Source organism: Mycobacteroides immunogenum (assembly GCF_001605725.1).
In the GTDB taxonomy this organism is placed as follows: Bacteria; Actinomycetota; Actinomycetes; order Mycobacteriales; family Mycobacteriaceae; genus Mycobacterium; species Mycobacterium immunogenum.
Genome location: NZ_CP011530.1, coordinates 4,672,139 through 4,686,164, shown reverse-complemented (window position 1 = coordinate 4,686,164; position 14,026 = coordinate 4,672,139). Strand labels below are relative to the sequence as shown.

The window sequence follows — 14,026 nt, the reverse complement described above, 5'->3', positions numbered from 1 at the left end:
ATCAGCGGGGGATGTGGGCCGGACGTCGGCCGGTTATCAACTGGCTATTGGGTTCGAATCCCGAATCCGGTCGGCAACTTCACATGCCCACATCACCTGCTGGTCGACGGTGCGAGCCGGAAGTCGCCGGTTATCACTCCCACTGATCAAGATCCGGTGACTACCTACACGCCCGCACCCCACCCGAGGAAGGAGAGAGAACACCATGATGGATGTACTGCGCAGGATCAGTAGGCGGCGCACGCCGCAGTCCCGGCCTGCCGATGGACGGCAGATCGCCAACTCGGCCGGCGGATACACGTATGCCACGGCCGAGGATGCCCAGCTGCACCGGTTTCTCACTCTCGGGACATCGGGCGGGACGTACTACACCTCGGCGGAGGCGCTTACTCGTGAGGCCGCCGATGTGGTCTTCCGCGCTGCCGCAACGGATCCGATCGGCCTGGTGCGGCGGATCGTCGAGATCTCCGAGGCGGGCTGTGCGCCCAAGCCGAACCCGGCACTGTTCGCGCTGGCCATCGCGGCGTCCTGCGAGGACGTCGACGGCCGTCGCGCGGCATGCGCCGCCCTGCCCAGGGTGGCGCGTACCGGGACGCACCTGTTCCAGTTCGCGAACTATGTCGAGCAGTTCCGCGGCTGGGGTCCGGCGCTGAGGCGGTCGGTCGGCAGCTGGTACCTGGACAAGCCGGTCGATCAACTGGGTTACCAAGTGGTCAAGTATCGGCAGCGGGATGGATGGACGCACCGCGACCTGTTGCGCTTGGCTCACCCCAAGGCCACGGCGGCCGATCGGCGGGCGTTGTTCGAGTTCGTGGTCCGGGGCACCGGCGCGGCCGAGTTGCCCGCCGTCGTGCAGGACTTCCTGGACGCGCAGTCGGCCACCACACCCGGGCAATGGGCGCAGATCGTCGGGCGTGGTAACGGGCTGTCCTGGGAGATGCTGCCCGATGCCGCGCTCAACGTCGCGGAGGTTTGGGAGGCCTTGCTGGACAAGGGTGTTCCGCAGACGGCGCTCATGCGTCAGCTGCCGCGCCTGACCCGGCTGGGTCTGTTGTCGGGTTCTGCCGGTGCGGCAGTGGGCGCGCAGCTGCAGGATGGCGCCCGGCTGCGTAAGGGCCGGGTGCACCCGGTGAACGTCCTGCTGGCCGCACGCACCTATGCCTCGGGGCGTTCGGACCGCGGTGCGAGCACCTGGACTCCGGAGCCCCGGATCATCGATGCGCTGGACGCGGCGTTCTACGCCGCATACGGTGCGGTCGAGCCGTCCGGTGGACGTGTGCTGCTGGCACTGGACATCTCGGGGTCGATGGACTGCCGGATCTCGGGGCTGCCGCTGAGCTGCCGGGAGGCGTCGGCGGCCCTGGCGCTGGTGTCCGCGAGCATCGAAAGCGATTATCAGGCAATCGGTTTCACCGCAGGTGCGGATTGGCGCAAGCCGGCCGTCCAGCGGCTCGACATCACTGCACGGCGCCGGCTCGACGATGTCTGCCGGTACACGGCCGCGCTGCCGATGGGTGGCACCGACTGCGCGCTGCCGATGGTGTGGGCGCTGAAGAACCGCCTGGAGTTCGACGCGATTCACATCTACACAGATAACGAGACCTGGTACGGCGACATTCATCCGCACCAGGCGCTCGCCGAGTATCGGCAGCGGATGGGGCTCGATACCCGTCTGGTGGTCGTCGCGATGACGGGCGCTCGTAACACGATCGCGGACCCGGCAGATCCGCGGCAGTTGGATGTGTCCGGGTTCGATTCGGCTGTGCCGCAGCTGTTGTCGGACTTCACCGCCGGACGGCTGTAGTGGCGGCGGCGGGGGGGGGGGGGGGTGGCCCCCCCCCCCCCTTGGCCCGGGGGGGGGGGGGGGGGGGGGGGGGGGGGGGGGGGTGGGGGGGGCTTGCCCCCCCCCGCCGTTTCGGCATGAGCGGTCAGGTGGGGTAGCCGGTGGGTATGTGATGATCGGGGCGTGAGCACCGAACCGAGCACCGGCCTCGACAAGGACATGATGCCCGTGCCCCACGCGCATCCCCACGTCTACGAGGGCCGGTGGCCGGTGCGGATGGCCGATGTCGATTCCGGTGGGCGGCTGCGGCTGGACGGGGCTGCCCGGCACATCCAGGACATCGGCCAGGATCACCTGCGCGGAGTTGAGGCGGAGGAGACCCACCCGTTGTGGATCGTGCGCCGCACCATGATCGACGTCATCAAGCCGATCGATTTCAAGGAGGGACTGTGGTTGCGCCGGTGGTGTTCGGCAACCTCCAATCGGTGGTGCCAGATGCGGGTGCGACTGGACGGCCGGGACGGCGGGCTCGTCGAATCCGAGGCGTTCTGGCTTCACGTCAGCCGCGAGACGCAGGGTCCGGCGCGCATCGACGACGACTTCCTTGCCACCGTCGCGTCGACGACCGACGTCGATCGGCTGCGGTGGAAGCCCTATAACAAGCCCGGGAGCCGCGAGACCGCGACAGATATCCGGGAGTTCCCGGTGCGCTATACCGATATGGATCTGTTCGATCACATGAACAACTCCGTGTACTGGAGCATCGTGGAGGATCACCTCTCCCGGGAGCCCGAGAGCCGGACCGCGCCATTCCGGGTAAGCCTTGAGCATGACTCCGCGGTTTCGCTGGGGGACAAGCTCGAGATCATCACGAACGTCTATGAGGACGGAACCGAGTTAGGCGTCTCCGGCCGCAGTGTAACGACGCTCACATATGTCGTTGGCAACGAAGTGAAGGCCCTCGCCTCGATCTTCGCTCGATAACTAGACACGGTGTCGGTCGTTTAACAGTATGAGCGTTCTGAACAGGGGATTGTTGGTTACCGGCCGGTAGCAACAGTACGGGCGTACGATTAGCCGCTTCGCAAGGTTCGCAAAAGACTGTCAATGCCTAGCGAAAATTGGCAGCGGGAACGGGTGGACCTGCGCATATGGTCTGTGACATCGTCGTAACAGTCAACGCAGTGAACGTGCCTGAGCGTTAACAATCTGTCCGTGGCAGAAAATCGGACAGCCAAACGTCAGGGCAAGTAACAGAGGAGCACCAATGTCGAATGTCGGCAAGCCGCGCACAGCGGCCGAAATCCAGCAGGACTGGGACACCAACCCCCGCTGGAAGGGCATCACCCGCGACTACACCGCCGCCCAGGTCGAGGAGCTGCAGGGTAGCGTCGTCGAGGCCAACACCCTGGCCACCCGCGGCGCCGAGATCTTGTGGGACGCCGTCACCAAGGGTGACGACTCGTACATCAACGCGCTGGGCGCCCTGACCGGCAACATGGCCGTTCAGCAGGTTCGCGCCGGCCTCAAGGCCATCTACCTGTCCGGTTGGCAGGTTGCCGGTGACGCCAACCTCTCCGGCCACACCTACCCGGACCAGAGCCTGTACCCGGCCAACTCGGTGCCGGCCGTGGTTCGCCGCATCAACAACGCCCTGCTGCGCGCCGACGAGATCGCTCGCGTCGAGGGTGACACCAGCGTCGACAACTGGCTCGTGCCGATCGTCGCCGACGGTGAGGCCGGCTTCGGTGGCGCGCTGAACGTCTACGAGCTGCAGAAGGCCATGATCGCCGCGGGTGCCGCCGGCACCCACTGGGAGGACCAGCTGGCCTCGGAGAAGAAGTGCGGCCACCTCGGTGGCAAGGTGCTGATCCCCACCCAGCAGCACATCCGCACCCTGACCTCCGCTCGCCTGGCCGCGGACGTCGCCAACACCCCGACGGTCGTCATCGCCCGCACCGACGCCGAGGCCGCCACCCTCATCACCTCCGATGTGGACGAGCGCGACAAGCCGTTCGTCACCGGCGAGCGCACCTCCGAGGGCTTCTACAACGTGCAGAAGGGCATCGAGCCCTGTATCGCGCGTGCCAAGGCCTACGCTCCCTACGCCGACCTCATCTGGATGGAGACCGGTGTGCCGGATCTCGAGGTTGCCCGCAAGTTCGCCGAGGCCGTCAAGGCTGACTTCCCGGACCAGCTGCTGTCCTACAACTGCAGCCCGTCCTTCAACTGGAAGCAGCACCTGGACGACTCGACCATCGCCAAGTTCCAGAAGGAACTGGGTGCCATGGGCTTCAAGTTCCAGTTCATCACCCTGGCCGGCTTCCACGCCCTGAACTACTCGATGTTCGATCTGGCCTACGGCTACGCCCGCGAGGGCATGACGGCCTACGTCGACCTGCAGGAGCGCGAGTTCGCTTCCGAGGCCCGTGGTTACACCGCCACCAAGCACCAGCGCGAGGTTGGCGCCGGTTACTTCGACAAGATCGCCACCACGGTCGACCCGAACACCTCGACCGCAGCGCTCAAGGGCTCGACCGAAGAGGGCCAGTTCCACTAAGCCCGCTGGTTCCCTTGCCGAGTAGACGTAAATGCACCCGACACACCCGGGAGACACGAGCTTTTACGTCTACTCGCCGGAAAGAAATGACTCTCGGTGTGACCCACTGAGTTGACAGCACAGGCCCCGCCCACGTATCCCGTTGGGCGGGGCCTGTGTGCTGGATGGATGAGCCGCTTGCGCGAAGACCATCAGATACGACCAAAACTAACAACGATGTTCAGGGAGTTGCACGAAGATGACGGATGGAATCACGCGCGTAGGAGTCATCGGCGCGGGGCAGATGGGCGCCGGTATCGCCGAGGTGTCGGCACGCGCCGGTGTCGACGTGCTGGTGTTCGAGACTACCGAGGCGCTCACCACCGCGGGGCGCGACCGGATCACCAAGTCGCTGGATCGCGGTGTGTCAGCCGGCAAGATCACCGAGCGTGAGCGCGATGCTGCCGTCGCGAACTTGAAGTTCACCACCGATCTGGCCGACTTCTCCGATCGTCAGCTGGTCATCGAGGCCGTCATCGAGGATGAGGCCATCAAATCCTCGATTTTCGCCAAGCTCGACGAGGTGATCACGGATCCCGACGCGGTGCTGGCGTCGAACACCTCCAGCATCCCGATCATGAAAATCGCTGCGGCGACTAAGAATCCGGGCCGGGTGCTCGGCCTGCACTTCTTCAACCCGGTACCGGTACTGCCGCTCGTCGAGCTGATCTCGACGCTGGTGACCACCCCAGAAGCGGCCGCGCGCACCGAGACCTTCGCGAGCGAGGTGCTGGGCAAGCAGGTTGTGCGCGCCGCCGACCGCTCAGGCTTCGTGGTCAACTTCTTGCTGGTGCCGTACCTACTTGCCGCCATTCGGATGGCCGAATCCGGTTTCGCCACAGTCGAAGATATCGACAAGGCCGTGGTGGCGGGGCTGTCGCACCCGATGGGACCGCTGCGTCTATCCGATCTGGTCGGCCTGGACACCCTGAAGCTCATCGCCGACTCGATGTACGACGAGTACAAGGAGCCGCTGTACGCGGCGCCGCCACTGCTGCTCCGCATGGTTGAGGCCGGGCGTCTCGGCAAGAAGACCGGCGCCGGGTTCTACGAGTACAAGGCCAAGTAGCCACCCCACCGTGCGAGGGCATACCGCACGCACCGATCCCAGCCCGATTGTGTGCGTACGGTATGCCCTCGGGCGGTAGCGTCGGCGTATGCCTTCGGTATCGGTGAACGGCCAGTCCTTTCATTACACCGACAGCGGCGGTGACGGACCGCCGATCTTGCTGTCTCACCCGATGTTCCTCGACGCCGTGCACATGATCCCGCTGGCGAATGTGCTTGCGGCAGATGGCTACCGCGTAGTGGCCTTCGACCAGCGGTGCCACGGTGACACGAGGTTCGATGGCAGGCCGTTCGCGCTCACCGAGTGCGCCAAGGACGCGTTGGCTTTGGCGTCGGCGCTGGGAATCGAGCGAGCCATCTTCGCCGGTGAGTTGCTCAGTGCCACCATCGCTATGCATGCGGCATTGCTGGAACCGGAGCGGGTGGTGGGTCTACTGCTTATCGGTGCGACCGCATACCCCACCGACCCTGGCGAGATCGCCTCGCTGAGTGTCGGTTTAGCGCAATGGAAGGAGTCCGGGCCGCAGGCTTCCGAGTTTGCGCGCATCGCTCAGGCCGCGACCGGATCATCGCAGGCCGCCGCGGATTTGATGGATAGATGGCGCGGCACCGATTGGCAACAGGTGCAGGTGATGGCAGATGCCTGGCTCGGCCGTCCGGGCGTCACCGAGAACCTGGGCGGCGTTACCTGCCCGGCGGTGGTTGTCCACGGCAGCAGCGAGTTCTACATACCGCTCGCGCACGGACACAACGTCTACGAAAACCTGGGTGGCCCCAAACGTTTTGGCACTGTCGAGCGGCAGTTTCAGGCGCTGAGCATCGTGCAGGATCCCCAAACCCTGGATCTGGTACGGGGACTCATGCGGGAGTTACTGCCCGTATAGCGCCGAGCAGCATGATGCCGGAGGACAGCCCGGCCCGCCAGACCCGCATGTCGATGCTCAATGTCGTGGCGTTGTCGATGTCGTACACCGTCCATTGACAGGCGGAAGGATCCGGCGGGATCACGTTGTTCTCCCATTGATGGACGAAGGTGTCGATCTTCAACAGCTTCTCGATCGACTCGATGAGGTCCGGATCGTCTGGGGTGATTGCCATGTTCAGGCGGAGCCACGCGATCAGCCAGTCCGATGAGGACTGCCAGTCGAGCACGATCTCGGGGGTTCGGCGCCCGATGTAATGCCAGTACAGAAAATTCGGTGAAATCCACAGTCCCTTGAAGAGCCTCAGGAACTCCGAATTGGCATTGATGATCGTCCATGCCGGCGTGAGAAAAGCTGCCGGGTTCGGGTTGACGGACTCGAGGTAGTCGGAGATATCTGCCGGAGGGGCGCTCATGATGGGGACCGGTGGTGGCTTGTGCACGAGCAGATGCAAGTATCCGCTTTCCCACTGTGACAGCTGTAGTGCTTCCGCCAGCGACCGCAGCCCACGGGCGCTTGGCGGTACACCCGATTCCACACCCTGTATCCACCTCAGGCTGAAACCCGTGGCATGCGCGAGACCCAGCTGGGTCATGTCATGCCGCTCTCGCGCCGACTTGATGAAGGCGCCAAATTCATTAGGCAAAGTCATTACCTTTGGTTGCGCAAAAAGACTGCGTATCTAAGTGTATTGACCCTGGTAGCCGTGGGATGATTAATTCGGACAGCAAAGTGACACGCCCCGGGATTCGTGCACGAGGGGTTCGGGGCGCTCACTTGCTACACCCGGGCGAATTCGTCCGCAGTGCTCCATGCTTCGCGTTCGGCCGCGTATGCCGCGCGTTGATGATTGCGGAAGTCGGCTATTGACGTCGCATTTTGGGCAAGGAATGTGGAGTACTGCGCCATCGAGAACTCACCCTCGGTGATCGTGACGCCGCCGCTGCCACGCCCGGTGGCAAGCTCATCCCGCAGCTCGAGGAGCTCTGCCGCGCTGACCGGATACCAGCTGATCTGATCGAAGAAGCGCAGCAGCCAGGGTGTACCGGGTTCGAATGCGCCCGCATTAGCGGGATGCCGGTGGTTCCAGATCTGCACCGTGCGGCCCACCAACTGGTACCCACCCGGACCTTCCATGCCGTAGACGCATAGATACGCCCCGCCGATCCCGACCGCGTTCTCCGGTGTCCAGGTGCGGGCCGGGTTGTATTTGGTGGTGACGAGCCGGTGCCGCGGATCGACGGGGGTCGCGACAGGAGCGCCCAAATAGACATCACCCAGTCCGAGCACCAGATATGAGGCGTCGTAGACAGTGCGATAGACGTCGTCAACGGTGTCCAAACCATTGATACGCCTGATGAATTCGATGTTCCATGGCATCCACGGGGCGTCCGCGCGCACACCGAGCCGGTAGCGCTCCATGGCATCGCGGACCGAGGGATCGTCCCAGGACAACGGCATGGCCACCCGGCGGCTCGGTACCACCAGCTGATCGGATGCGGGCAGATGCTCATCGATATCGTCGAGCAGCCCCAGCACCTTGCCCATCGGCAGCCGGTCGGGATCGAAGTGCACCTGAAGCGACCGAATGCCGGGCGTCAGATCCACGATTCCCTTGGTGTGCGTGTCCTCCAGTCTCTGATGCAACGCATGTACGCGTGCACGTAGCGCCAAATCCAGTGTGATGTCGCCGTATTCGACCAAGATGTTGTCGTCGCCGCTACGGCGGTATGTCATGTCGGGTGCGTCGTCGCGAGCCGGGCGATAGGCCAACACGCCGTCATCGCCGTCTCCCCGGGTGGAGAACACCGACGGCCAGTGCCCCCGACGATCGATACCGATCGAGCGCAGCGAAGCGCTACGCGAGGCTTCGATCTTGACGAAGCGCAGAGTGTCGCCCGCCCGCAATTGCCCCAGCTTCCACCGATCGGCCGAGACCACCGTGACGGGGCAGACAAACCCGCCCAAGCTGGGGCCGTCGGGGCCCAGCAGAATCGGGGTGTCCCCGGTGAAGTCGAGAGCCCCGATGGAGTACGCGTTGTCGTGGATGTTCGACGGATGCAGGCCGGCCTCGCCGCCGTCTGTGCGCGCCCATTGCGGCTTGGGGCCGATGAGCCGCACTCCGGTGCGATCGGAGTTGAAGTGCACCTCGTAATCGGTCGACAACAGTTCGTCGATGTCGCTACGGGTGAAGAAGTCGGGGGCGCCGTGCGGTCCCTCGGTAACGGCGAGCTCCCAGTGGTGGCCGATCGCCGGTTGGGCGGTGCCCGGAATGCACTGCGGTTCAGCGTCGACGGAGTCACCCAAGGTCAGGACGTCGCCGGCGGCCAGCGCACGGCCCGCCGGGCCGCCGAATCCGCCGAGGGTGAAGGTAGCGGAGCTACCCAGGAACCGGGGGACCTCGATGCCGCCGGCGATGAGTATGTAGATGCGCATCCCGGTGTCGGCTGCGGCGCCCACGGCGAGAGTGCCGTCTGCGGGGACGGTGACGGCGCGCCACTGGGGGACCGGGCGGCCGTTCACGGTCACCAGTGCCGGTGCCCCGGTGACGCAGACCAGGGTCGCGTCGGTGAAATGCACAGTGGGGCCGGCAAGTGTGGCCTCCAATCCTGGCGCCCCTTCGGAGTTTCCGACGGCACGGTTGCCCAAACGGAACGAGAGATCGTCCATCGGGCCGGACGGGGGCACTCCCACTTGCCAGTACCCGGTGCGTCCCGGCCAATCCTGGACTGTGGTGAGCATGCCGGGTGCCGTGACCTTCATGGTGCCGCTCATAGGCTTTCCACCACCATCCGCACCGGGGTGGGATCGAAGCCATTGCACGGGTTGTTGATCTGCGGGCAATTCGATACCAGCACCAAGGTGTCCACCTCGGCACGCAGCTTGATCTTCTTGCCCGGTGCCGAGAGTCCGTCGACGATGCCCAGCGTCCCGTCGTCATCTACCGGGACATTCATGTAGAAGTTGATGTTGGACACCAAGTCTCGTTTACCAAGGCCCCACTTGGCGCCTTCCAGCAGGAAGTTCTCCACGCAGGCGTGCTGATGTTTGGTGTGGTGTCCATAGCGCAAGGTGTTCGACTCCTGGGAGCACGCGCCGCCGATGGTGTCATGGCTGCCCACCTCGTCCTCGACGATGGTCATCAGCGGACTGCCGTCCTCGGCGCGCAGCACAGTTCCTGTGCGCAGGAACAGGTTTGACTGTGCGGCGATGGTCGCCTGTGCCGAGTAGCGCACCGAGGTATCCGCTGCCGAGTACAGCAGAGTGTCCACTGCCTGGTTACCCTTCAGATCGATGATGGTGAGTACATCACCGGCGCAGACCACGGTGCTCCACGGTGCACGGGCCGGGACCACCTCATCGAGAACCGTACGTGTCACAGTGCCTCTCCATTCTGTGCTGCGGCCCACGCGTCTTCGGTATTGAGCACAGCGCGTTGATATTCCGGTTCGGTGTTGGGCAGCTCGACCAGTTCGTCGAGCGCGGGCCAGGCCAGCACCTGCACGGGACCGGTATCGAAGGTGTCCGATGGATCCAGGGGGTGCGCGGTGTTGACCAGCAGAGCGATGACGGGCAGGTGGATCAGAAGGTCCACGGTGGCCCCGGGGCCGGCGGTGCCGCTGCTGAGCAACGTGCCGTCGGCCGCAACGCGGACCCCGTGGAAGAACGACACCGATGGGCCGACATCGCGCGGGGACAGCCCGTGTTTGGCGGCGGCCAGCGTGAACAGCTCACGACCGGCTGGGCTCGCGGAATAGAGTTCACCTGCACCGTATTTGGCGGTGTTCGCCGTCAGTGTGGTGGTTCCGCAGAAGGTGTCGTGGTGCCCGGAACTGTCGGCGACGATGGTGGCCAGTATCCGGGCCTGATCCGAGAGCAGCGGATGCCCGCTGCCGAGATAGGCCTGCCACGGAACCTTGACGGTGTCGGCGACGTTGAGCCGCTCCCATGGGGCGTCCGCTCGCAACAGGACCATGCTCACGCAGCCGGATCCGGTGACGTCGGTCAGCCGCAACCGGGTACCACGGCCCAGCACCTTGGTGGCGTATCGCCCGCCGGGGATGGTCTCGGCCCAGGTGAGCGTCAGCGGGTCGACATCGTGGGGAGCCCACGGCCAGTCGGAGGCTGGCAGCACGGGCATCGAATCGGTGATCTGGCCCGCCTGCGCGCGGGCATGGTCCCGGGCGCCCTTGGTGGTTGCGGTCGTCATCAGGAGATCTCCTCGGTGGTTGAAGCGGCATGCCGCGGGTAGGCAACAAGCCCGGCGATGAGCACCGCGACAATGCAGATCGGGGCCATCCACACCAGGTATGGGTGTTCCCCGGTGGGATCGAAGACGGCCGCGCGCGGCCAGGAGAGATTGAGAATCATGAACGCGCCATAGCCGACGGCGAGGATGTTGATCGGGAGCCCGAATTTCCCGAGCGAAAAGAGCTTTCGCCCGTCGGCGTCGGTCTGGCCCTTGTTACCGTCCCACTTGCTACCGCCGATCCCCAAGCGGCGCAACAGCAATGGTGTGGTGACCATCAGGTAGGCCAGGTAGATCAGGGCGATGCAGACGCTGCACAAGCTGGTGAACAGTGCGGCGTTGCCGAAGTTGACCACCAGAATCAGCACACAGCAGACACCGACGACCACCGCGGGCGCGATCGGTGTACCCGTGCGTGGGTTCACGTGTGACAGCACAGAGGAGAAGGGCAGCTTGCCGTCGCGGGCCATCGAGAACATCAGCCGGGAGGCGGCGGTCTGAATGGCGAGCGTGCAGACGAACACCGCGATCGCGACATCGATGAGCAGCAGGGTGCCGAACGGGGAAGCCAGCTTGCTGTCCAATACATAAGGAAGGCCGCCGGTGGCGAGCTGGCCGTCGGTCAGGCTGGGTGCCGCCATGAGCGCGCCCAGAATCATCAGCGCACCGCCGATCGCCGACACCACGATCGCCGAGAGGATGGTGCGCGGTGCGACCCGGCGCGGGTTGCGAGTCTCCTCGGCCAGCTCGCTGGCCGACCCGAATCCGACCAGTACGTACGCGGCCATCAATCCCGCGGCCAGGAACGCCCACGGGTATCCGCTGCCCGCGTCACCGGTGTGCAGCACCACGCTCGGGCCGCGCTCGGCGTGCCAGAACAGCATGCCTACCACCGCGACCACGCCGACGATCTCGCAGGTGACGCCGATGGAGTTGATCCGGGACATCCAATTGACGCCGACCGCGTTGATGGCGGTGGTCGCCACCAACAGCAGTGATCCCAGCAGCACGGCGTTCGACGCGCCGCTCACACTCGTCAATGACGAGTCCGTGCCGATGAGCTGAAATCCGCTCCAGACCGTTGGCAGCACTACCTGCAGTGCGATGGCCGCGGCCGACGCGGTGACGATCTGGGCGATGATCATGAACCAGCCGGCGAACCAGCCCACCACGGCACCGCCGAGGCGGCGGGCCCATTGGTAGATGGCACCCGAGATCGGATAGCGCGCGGCGAGCTCGGCGAAGTTCAGCGCCACCATGTACTGCCCGGCGAAGACGATGGGCCAGGTCCAGAAAAAGGCAGGACCCCCGAAGCTGAACCCGAACGCGAACAGCTGGAAGATCGTCGTCAGGATCGAGACGAACGAGAAGCCCGCCGCGAAGGAAGCGAATTTGCCAAGGCTGCGATGCAGCTGCGGTTTGTAGCCAAACGCAGCAAGGTCATCGGAGTCCGAGGCGGCGCTGATCGACGCGGACCGCGCCGTTGCTTCGGCAGCCGTTGTAGCGTTCATGGGCACTCCCGGGTCGGTCGTCGGGCAACGCTTTTCGCGCCCTACACATCGTCAAAAACCACATCTATGTGGGAAGAAATATCTGTCAGGTGACAGGTAAATAAGTCTGACGGGTGACCGGTACGCATGGGTGACAGTGCCGTTTCGGGACGGGTATGCGGTGTAACATTGCTGTTGCGCAGATGTCGGAGCGATGACAAAACGCTCACCAGGTAGTGGCATCGTGACGTTGCCGAGAAATACATGGAAGGGTCGGCACAATGTCAGGGCGACCGCGGCGTATCAGTCCCATTCGTGAGGGCAACAGCACTCGCGACGAGATCCTCGACGCCGCCGCCGAGCTGTTCACCACCGATGGGTTCGCGGCAACCACGACCCGTCGCATCGCCGAGTCGGTGGGTATTCAGCAGGCCTCCCTCTACTACCACTTCAAGACCAAGGACGACATCCTCGATGCGCTGCTGGCGATGACGATCGACCAGCCGCTGCACTATGCGGCCCTGCTCGCGGAGCGCCCGGAGCCGCCGGTGGTGCGTCTGTACGCGCTCGCGCTGGCCGATGCCGCACAGCTCGCCGCGAGCCGGTGGAATCTGGGTGCTCTCTATCTATTGCCCGATCTGCGCGCAGATCGATTTCTGGTGTTCCGTCGCAAGCGTGACCAGCTGCGCACCCACTATCAGGACTTGGCGGCGCAGGCCTGCGGCGCGGAGAGGGTCCGTGGCGGGGTGGAGCGCCTGCCCTTCCGGCTCGTGGAGTCGGTGATCATGCTGCGTGCGGACGGGGATTCGATAAGCCCGGACCGTCTGCCCTCCCTGCTGGCCGACGCGACCTTGCGCGTGCTGGGGGTCACAGAGGATGCTGAAGGCATCGAGGGGGCGGCCAGAGTGCTGTTGGGGCAGCTTGACTGGCCGGTGGCCGTTCCTAAGAGGTAGGCACAGTCGACCGTGCTAGGGTGCCGTCCAGTACAAAGTAGCCAAAATGTGATGGGAATTAGGTGCTGCAGTAAATGTCCGATCTCAAGCCGTACTACGAGGAATCTCAGTCCATCTACGACATTTCGGACGAATTCTATGGCCTTTTCCTTGACGAAGAAACGATGGGCTACACCTGTGCGTACTTCGAACGTGACGATCTGACCCTTGCTGAGGCGCAGCTGGCCAAGTTCGACCTGGCGCTCGGCAAGCTCAACCTTGAGCCCGGGATGACCCTGCTGGACATCGGCTGTGGCTGGGGTGCTTGCCTTGAGCGCGCCATGCGGAAATTCGACGTCAACGTCGTCGGCATCACGCTCAGTAAGAATCAAAGTGAGTACAGCCGGGCGCGTCTGGCGAAGGTGGCCGAGGAGACCGGCCGCACCGCGGAAATTCGCATGCAAGGTTGGGAAGAATTCAACGACAAAGTTGATCGAATTGTCACGATCGGCGCATTCGAGGCTTTTAAACAAGAGCGCTACCCGATCTTTTTTGAACGGGCATACGACATTCTTCCGAATGACGGCCGCATGCTGCTGCACACAATTCTTGCGCACACTCAACAGTTCTTCCGTGAGAATGGAATCGCTATTACCATTAGCGACCTGAAATTCATGAAGTTCATCGGCGAGGAGATCTTCCCGGGCGGTCAGTTGCCGGCGGTTGAGGACATCGAGAAGCTTGCTGCGGATTCCGGGTTCACGCTGGAGCGCGTGCATTTGCTGCAGCCGCACTACGCGAAGACCCTGGACATCTGGGCCCGCAATCTTGAGCAGCGCCGCGAGGAAGCGATCGCGATTCAGTCGCAAGAGGTTTATGACCGCTTCATGAGGTACCTGACCGGCTGCGCGGATTTCTTCCGTCGCGGTGTCACCAACGTCGGGCAGTTCACGCTCGTCAAATAGCGAGACTTAACAGGGCG

General features: G+C 64.1%; 12 protein-coding genes. 7 read left to right on the top strand and 5 right to left on the bottom strand.

Translation table 11 applies throughout. From position 1 onward, the window contains the following. The first annotated feature begins 208 nt into the window (after window positions 1-208). The 5 genes from ABG82_RS23340 (at window position 209) to ABG82_RS23320 (ending at window position 6,334) form a co-directional block, all read left to right on the top strand. On the top strand, window positions 209-1,804 hold the full coding sequence (locus ABG82_RS23340) for a TROVE domain-containing protein (RefSeq protein ID WP_043076853.1): 1,596 nt from the start codon (window positions 209-211) through the stop codon (window positions 1,802-1,804). 198 nt (window positions 1,805-2,002) lie between these two features. Further along, window positions 2,003-2,767 (top strand): acyl-[acyl-carrier-protein] thioesterase, encoded by a 765-nt coding sequence (locus ABG82_RS23335; protein ID WP_043076852.1) that lies wholly within the window; start codon window positions 2,003-2,005, stop codon window positions 2,765-2,767. Between the two features lie 283 nt (window positions 2,768-3,050). Next, window positions 3,051-4,343, top strand: coding sequence for an isocitrate lyase (aceA, locus tag ABG82_RS23330; protein ID WP_043076673.1), 1,293 nt, complete (start codon window positions 3,051-3,053; stop codon window positions 4,341-4,343). A gap of 238 nt (window positions 4,344-4,581) precedes the next feature. Further along, window positions 4,582-5,451, top strand: coding sequence for a 3-hydroxybutyryl-CoA dehydrogenase (locus tag ABG82_RS23325; RefSeq protein ID WP_043076672.1), 870 nt, complete (start codon window positions 4,582-4,584; stop codon window positions 5,449-5,451). Window positions 5,452-5,539: 88 nt separating this feature from the next. Next, a complete protein-coding gene (locus ABG82_RS23320; RefSeq protein ID WP_043076671.1) occupies window positions 5,540-6,334 on the top strand; it encodes an alpha/beta fold hydrolase in 795 nt (264 codons plus the stop codon). On the opposite strand, the gene ABG82_RS23315 is transcribed toward ABG82_RS23320, so the two are convergent. The 5 genes from ABG82_RS23315 to ABG82_RS23295 form a co-directional block, all read right to left on the bottom strand. Beyond that, entirely contained in the window at window positions 6,309-7,019 is a 711-nt protein-coding gene (locus ABG82_RS23315) for a helix-turn-helix domain-containing protein (protein WP_165589746.1), read from the bottom strand. The genes ABG82_RS23320 and ABG82_RS23315 overlap by 26 nt on opposite strands. 134 nt (window positions 7,020-7,153) lie before the next feature. After that, window positions 7,154-9,136 carry a 5-oxoprolinase/urea amidolyase family protein gene (locus tag ABG82_RS23310; protein WP_043076851.1) on the bottom strand — a complete coding sequence of 661 codons (1,983 nt, stop codon included), beginning with the start codon at window positions 9,134-9,136 and terminating at the stop codon, window positions 7,154-7,156. Between the two features lie 8 nt (window positions 9,137-9,144). Further along, a complete protein-coding gene (locus tag ABG82_RS23305; RefSeq protein ID WP_162269206.1) occupies window positions 9,145-9,753 on the bottom strand; it encodes an urea amidolyase associated protein UAAP2 in 609 nt (202 codons plus the stop codon). Continuing rightward, the gene (locus ABG82_RS23300; RefSeq protein ID WP_043076668.1) at window positions 9,750-10,583 is read right to left on the bottom strand and encodes an urea amidolyase associated protein UAAP1; all 834 of its coding nucleotides are present in this window, start codon (window positions 10,581-10,583) and stop codon (window positions 9,750-9,752) included. Before ABG82_RS23300 ends, ABG82_RS23305 begins: the two co-directional genes overlap by 4 nt. Beyond that, complete coding sequence (locus ABG82_RS23295) at window positions 10,583-12,133, bottom strand: amino acid permease (protein WP_043076667.1); 1,551 nt, start codon at window positions 12,131-12,133, stop codon at window positions 10,583-10,585. The genes ABG82_RS23300 and ABG82_RS23295 overlap by 1 nt, the downstream gene beginning before the upstream one ends. Window positions 12,134-12,393: 260 nt before the next feature. Between ABG82_RS23295 and ABG82_RS23290 the strand changes: the two genes are divergently transcribed. Further along, window positions 12,394-13,065 carry a helix-turn-helix domain-containing protein gene (locus ABG82_RS23290; protein ID WP_043076666.1) on the top strand — a complete coding sequence of 224 codons (672 nt, stop codon included), beginning with the start codon at window positions 12,394-12,396 and terminating at the stop codon, window positions 13,063-13,065. A gap of 74 nt (window positions 13,066-13,139) precedes the next feature. Further along, a complete protein-coding gene (locus ABG82_RS23285) occupies window positions 13,140-14,009 on the top strand; it encodes a cyclopropane mycolic acid synthase family methyltransferase (RefSeq protein ID WP_043076665.1) in 870 nt (289 codons plus the stop codon). The last annotated feature ends 17 nt before the right edge of the window (window positions 14,010-14,026 follow it).

Excerpts from the sequence above, each read along its gene's own strand:
- ABG82_RS23340 (WP_043076853.1), top strand. The coding sequence starts at position 209 with ATGGATGTACTGCGCAGGATCAGTAGGCGGCGCACGCCGCAGTCCCGG.
- ABG82_RS23335 (WP_043076852.1), top strand. The coding sequence starts at position 2,003 with ATGATGCCCGTGCCCCACGCGCATCCCCACGTCTACGAGGGCCGGTGG.
- aceA (WP_043076673.1), top strand. The coding sequence starts at position 3,051 with ATGTCGAATGTCGGCAAGCCGCGCACAGCGGCCGAAATCCAGCAGGAC.
- ABG82_RS23325 (WP_043076672.1), top strand. The coding sequence starts at position 4,582 with ATGACGGATGGAATCACGCGCGTAGGAGTCATCGGCGCGGGGCAGATG.
- ABG82_RS23320 (WP_043076671.1), top strand. The coding sequence starts at position 5,540 with ATGCCTTCGGTATCGGTGAACGGCCAGTCCTTTCATTACACCGACAGC.
- ABG82_RS23310 (WP_043076851.1), bottom strand. The coding sequence starts at position 9,136 with ATGAAGGTCACGGCACCCGGCATGCTCACCACAGTCCAGGATTGGCCG.
- ABG82_RS23300 (WP_043076668.1), bottom strand. The coding sequence starts at position 10,583 with ATGACGACCGCAACCACCAAGGGCGCCCGGGACCATGCCCGCGCGCAG.
- ABG82_RS23295 (WP_043076667.1), bottom strand. The coding sequence starts at position 12,133 with ATGAACGCTACAACGGCTGCCGAAGCAACGGCGCGGTCCGCGTCGATC.
- ABG82_RS23290 (WP_043076666.1), top strand. The coding sequence starts at position 12,394 with ATGTCAGGGCGACCGCGGCGTATCAGTCCCATTCGTGAGGGCAACAGC.
- ABG82_RS23285 (WP_043076665.1), top strand. The coding sequence starts at position 13,140 with ATGTCCGATCTCAAGCCGTACTACGAGGAATCTCAGTCCATCTACGAC.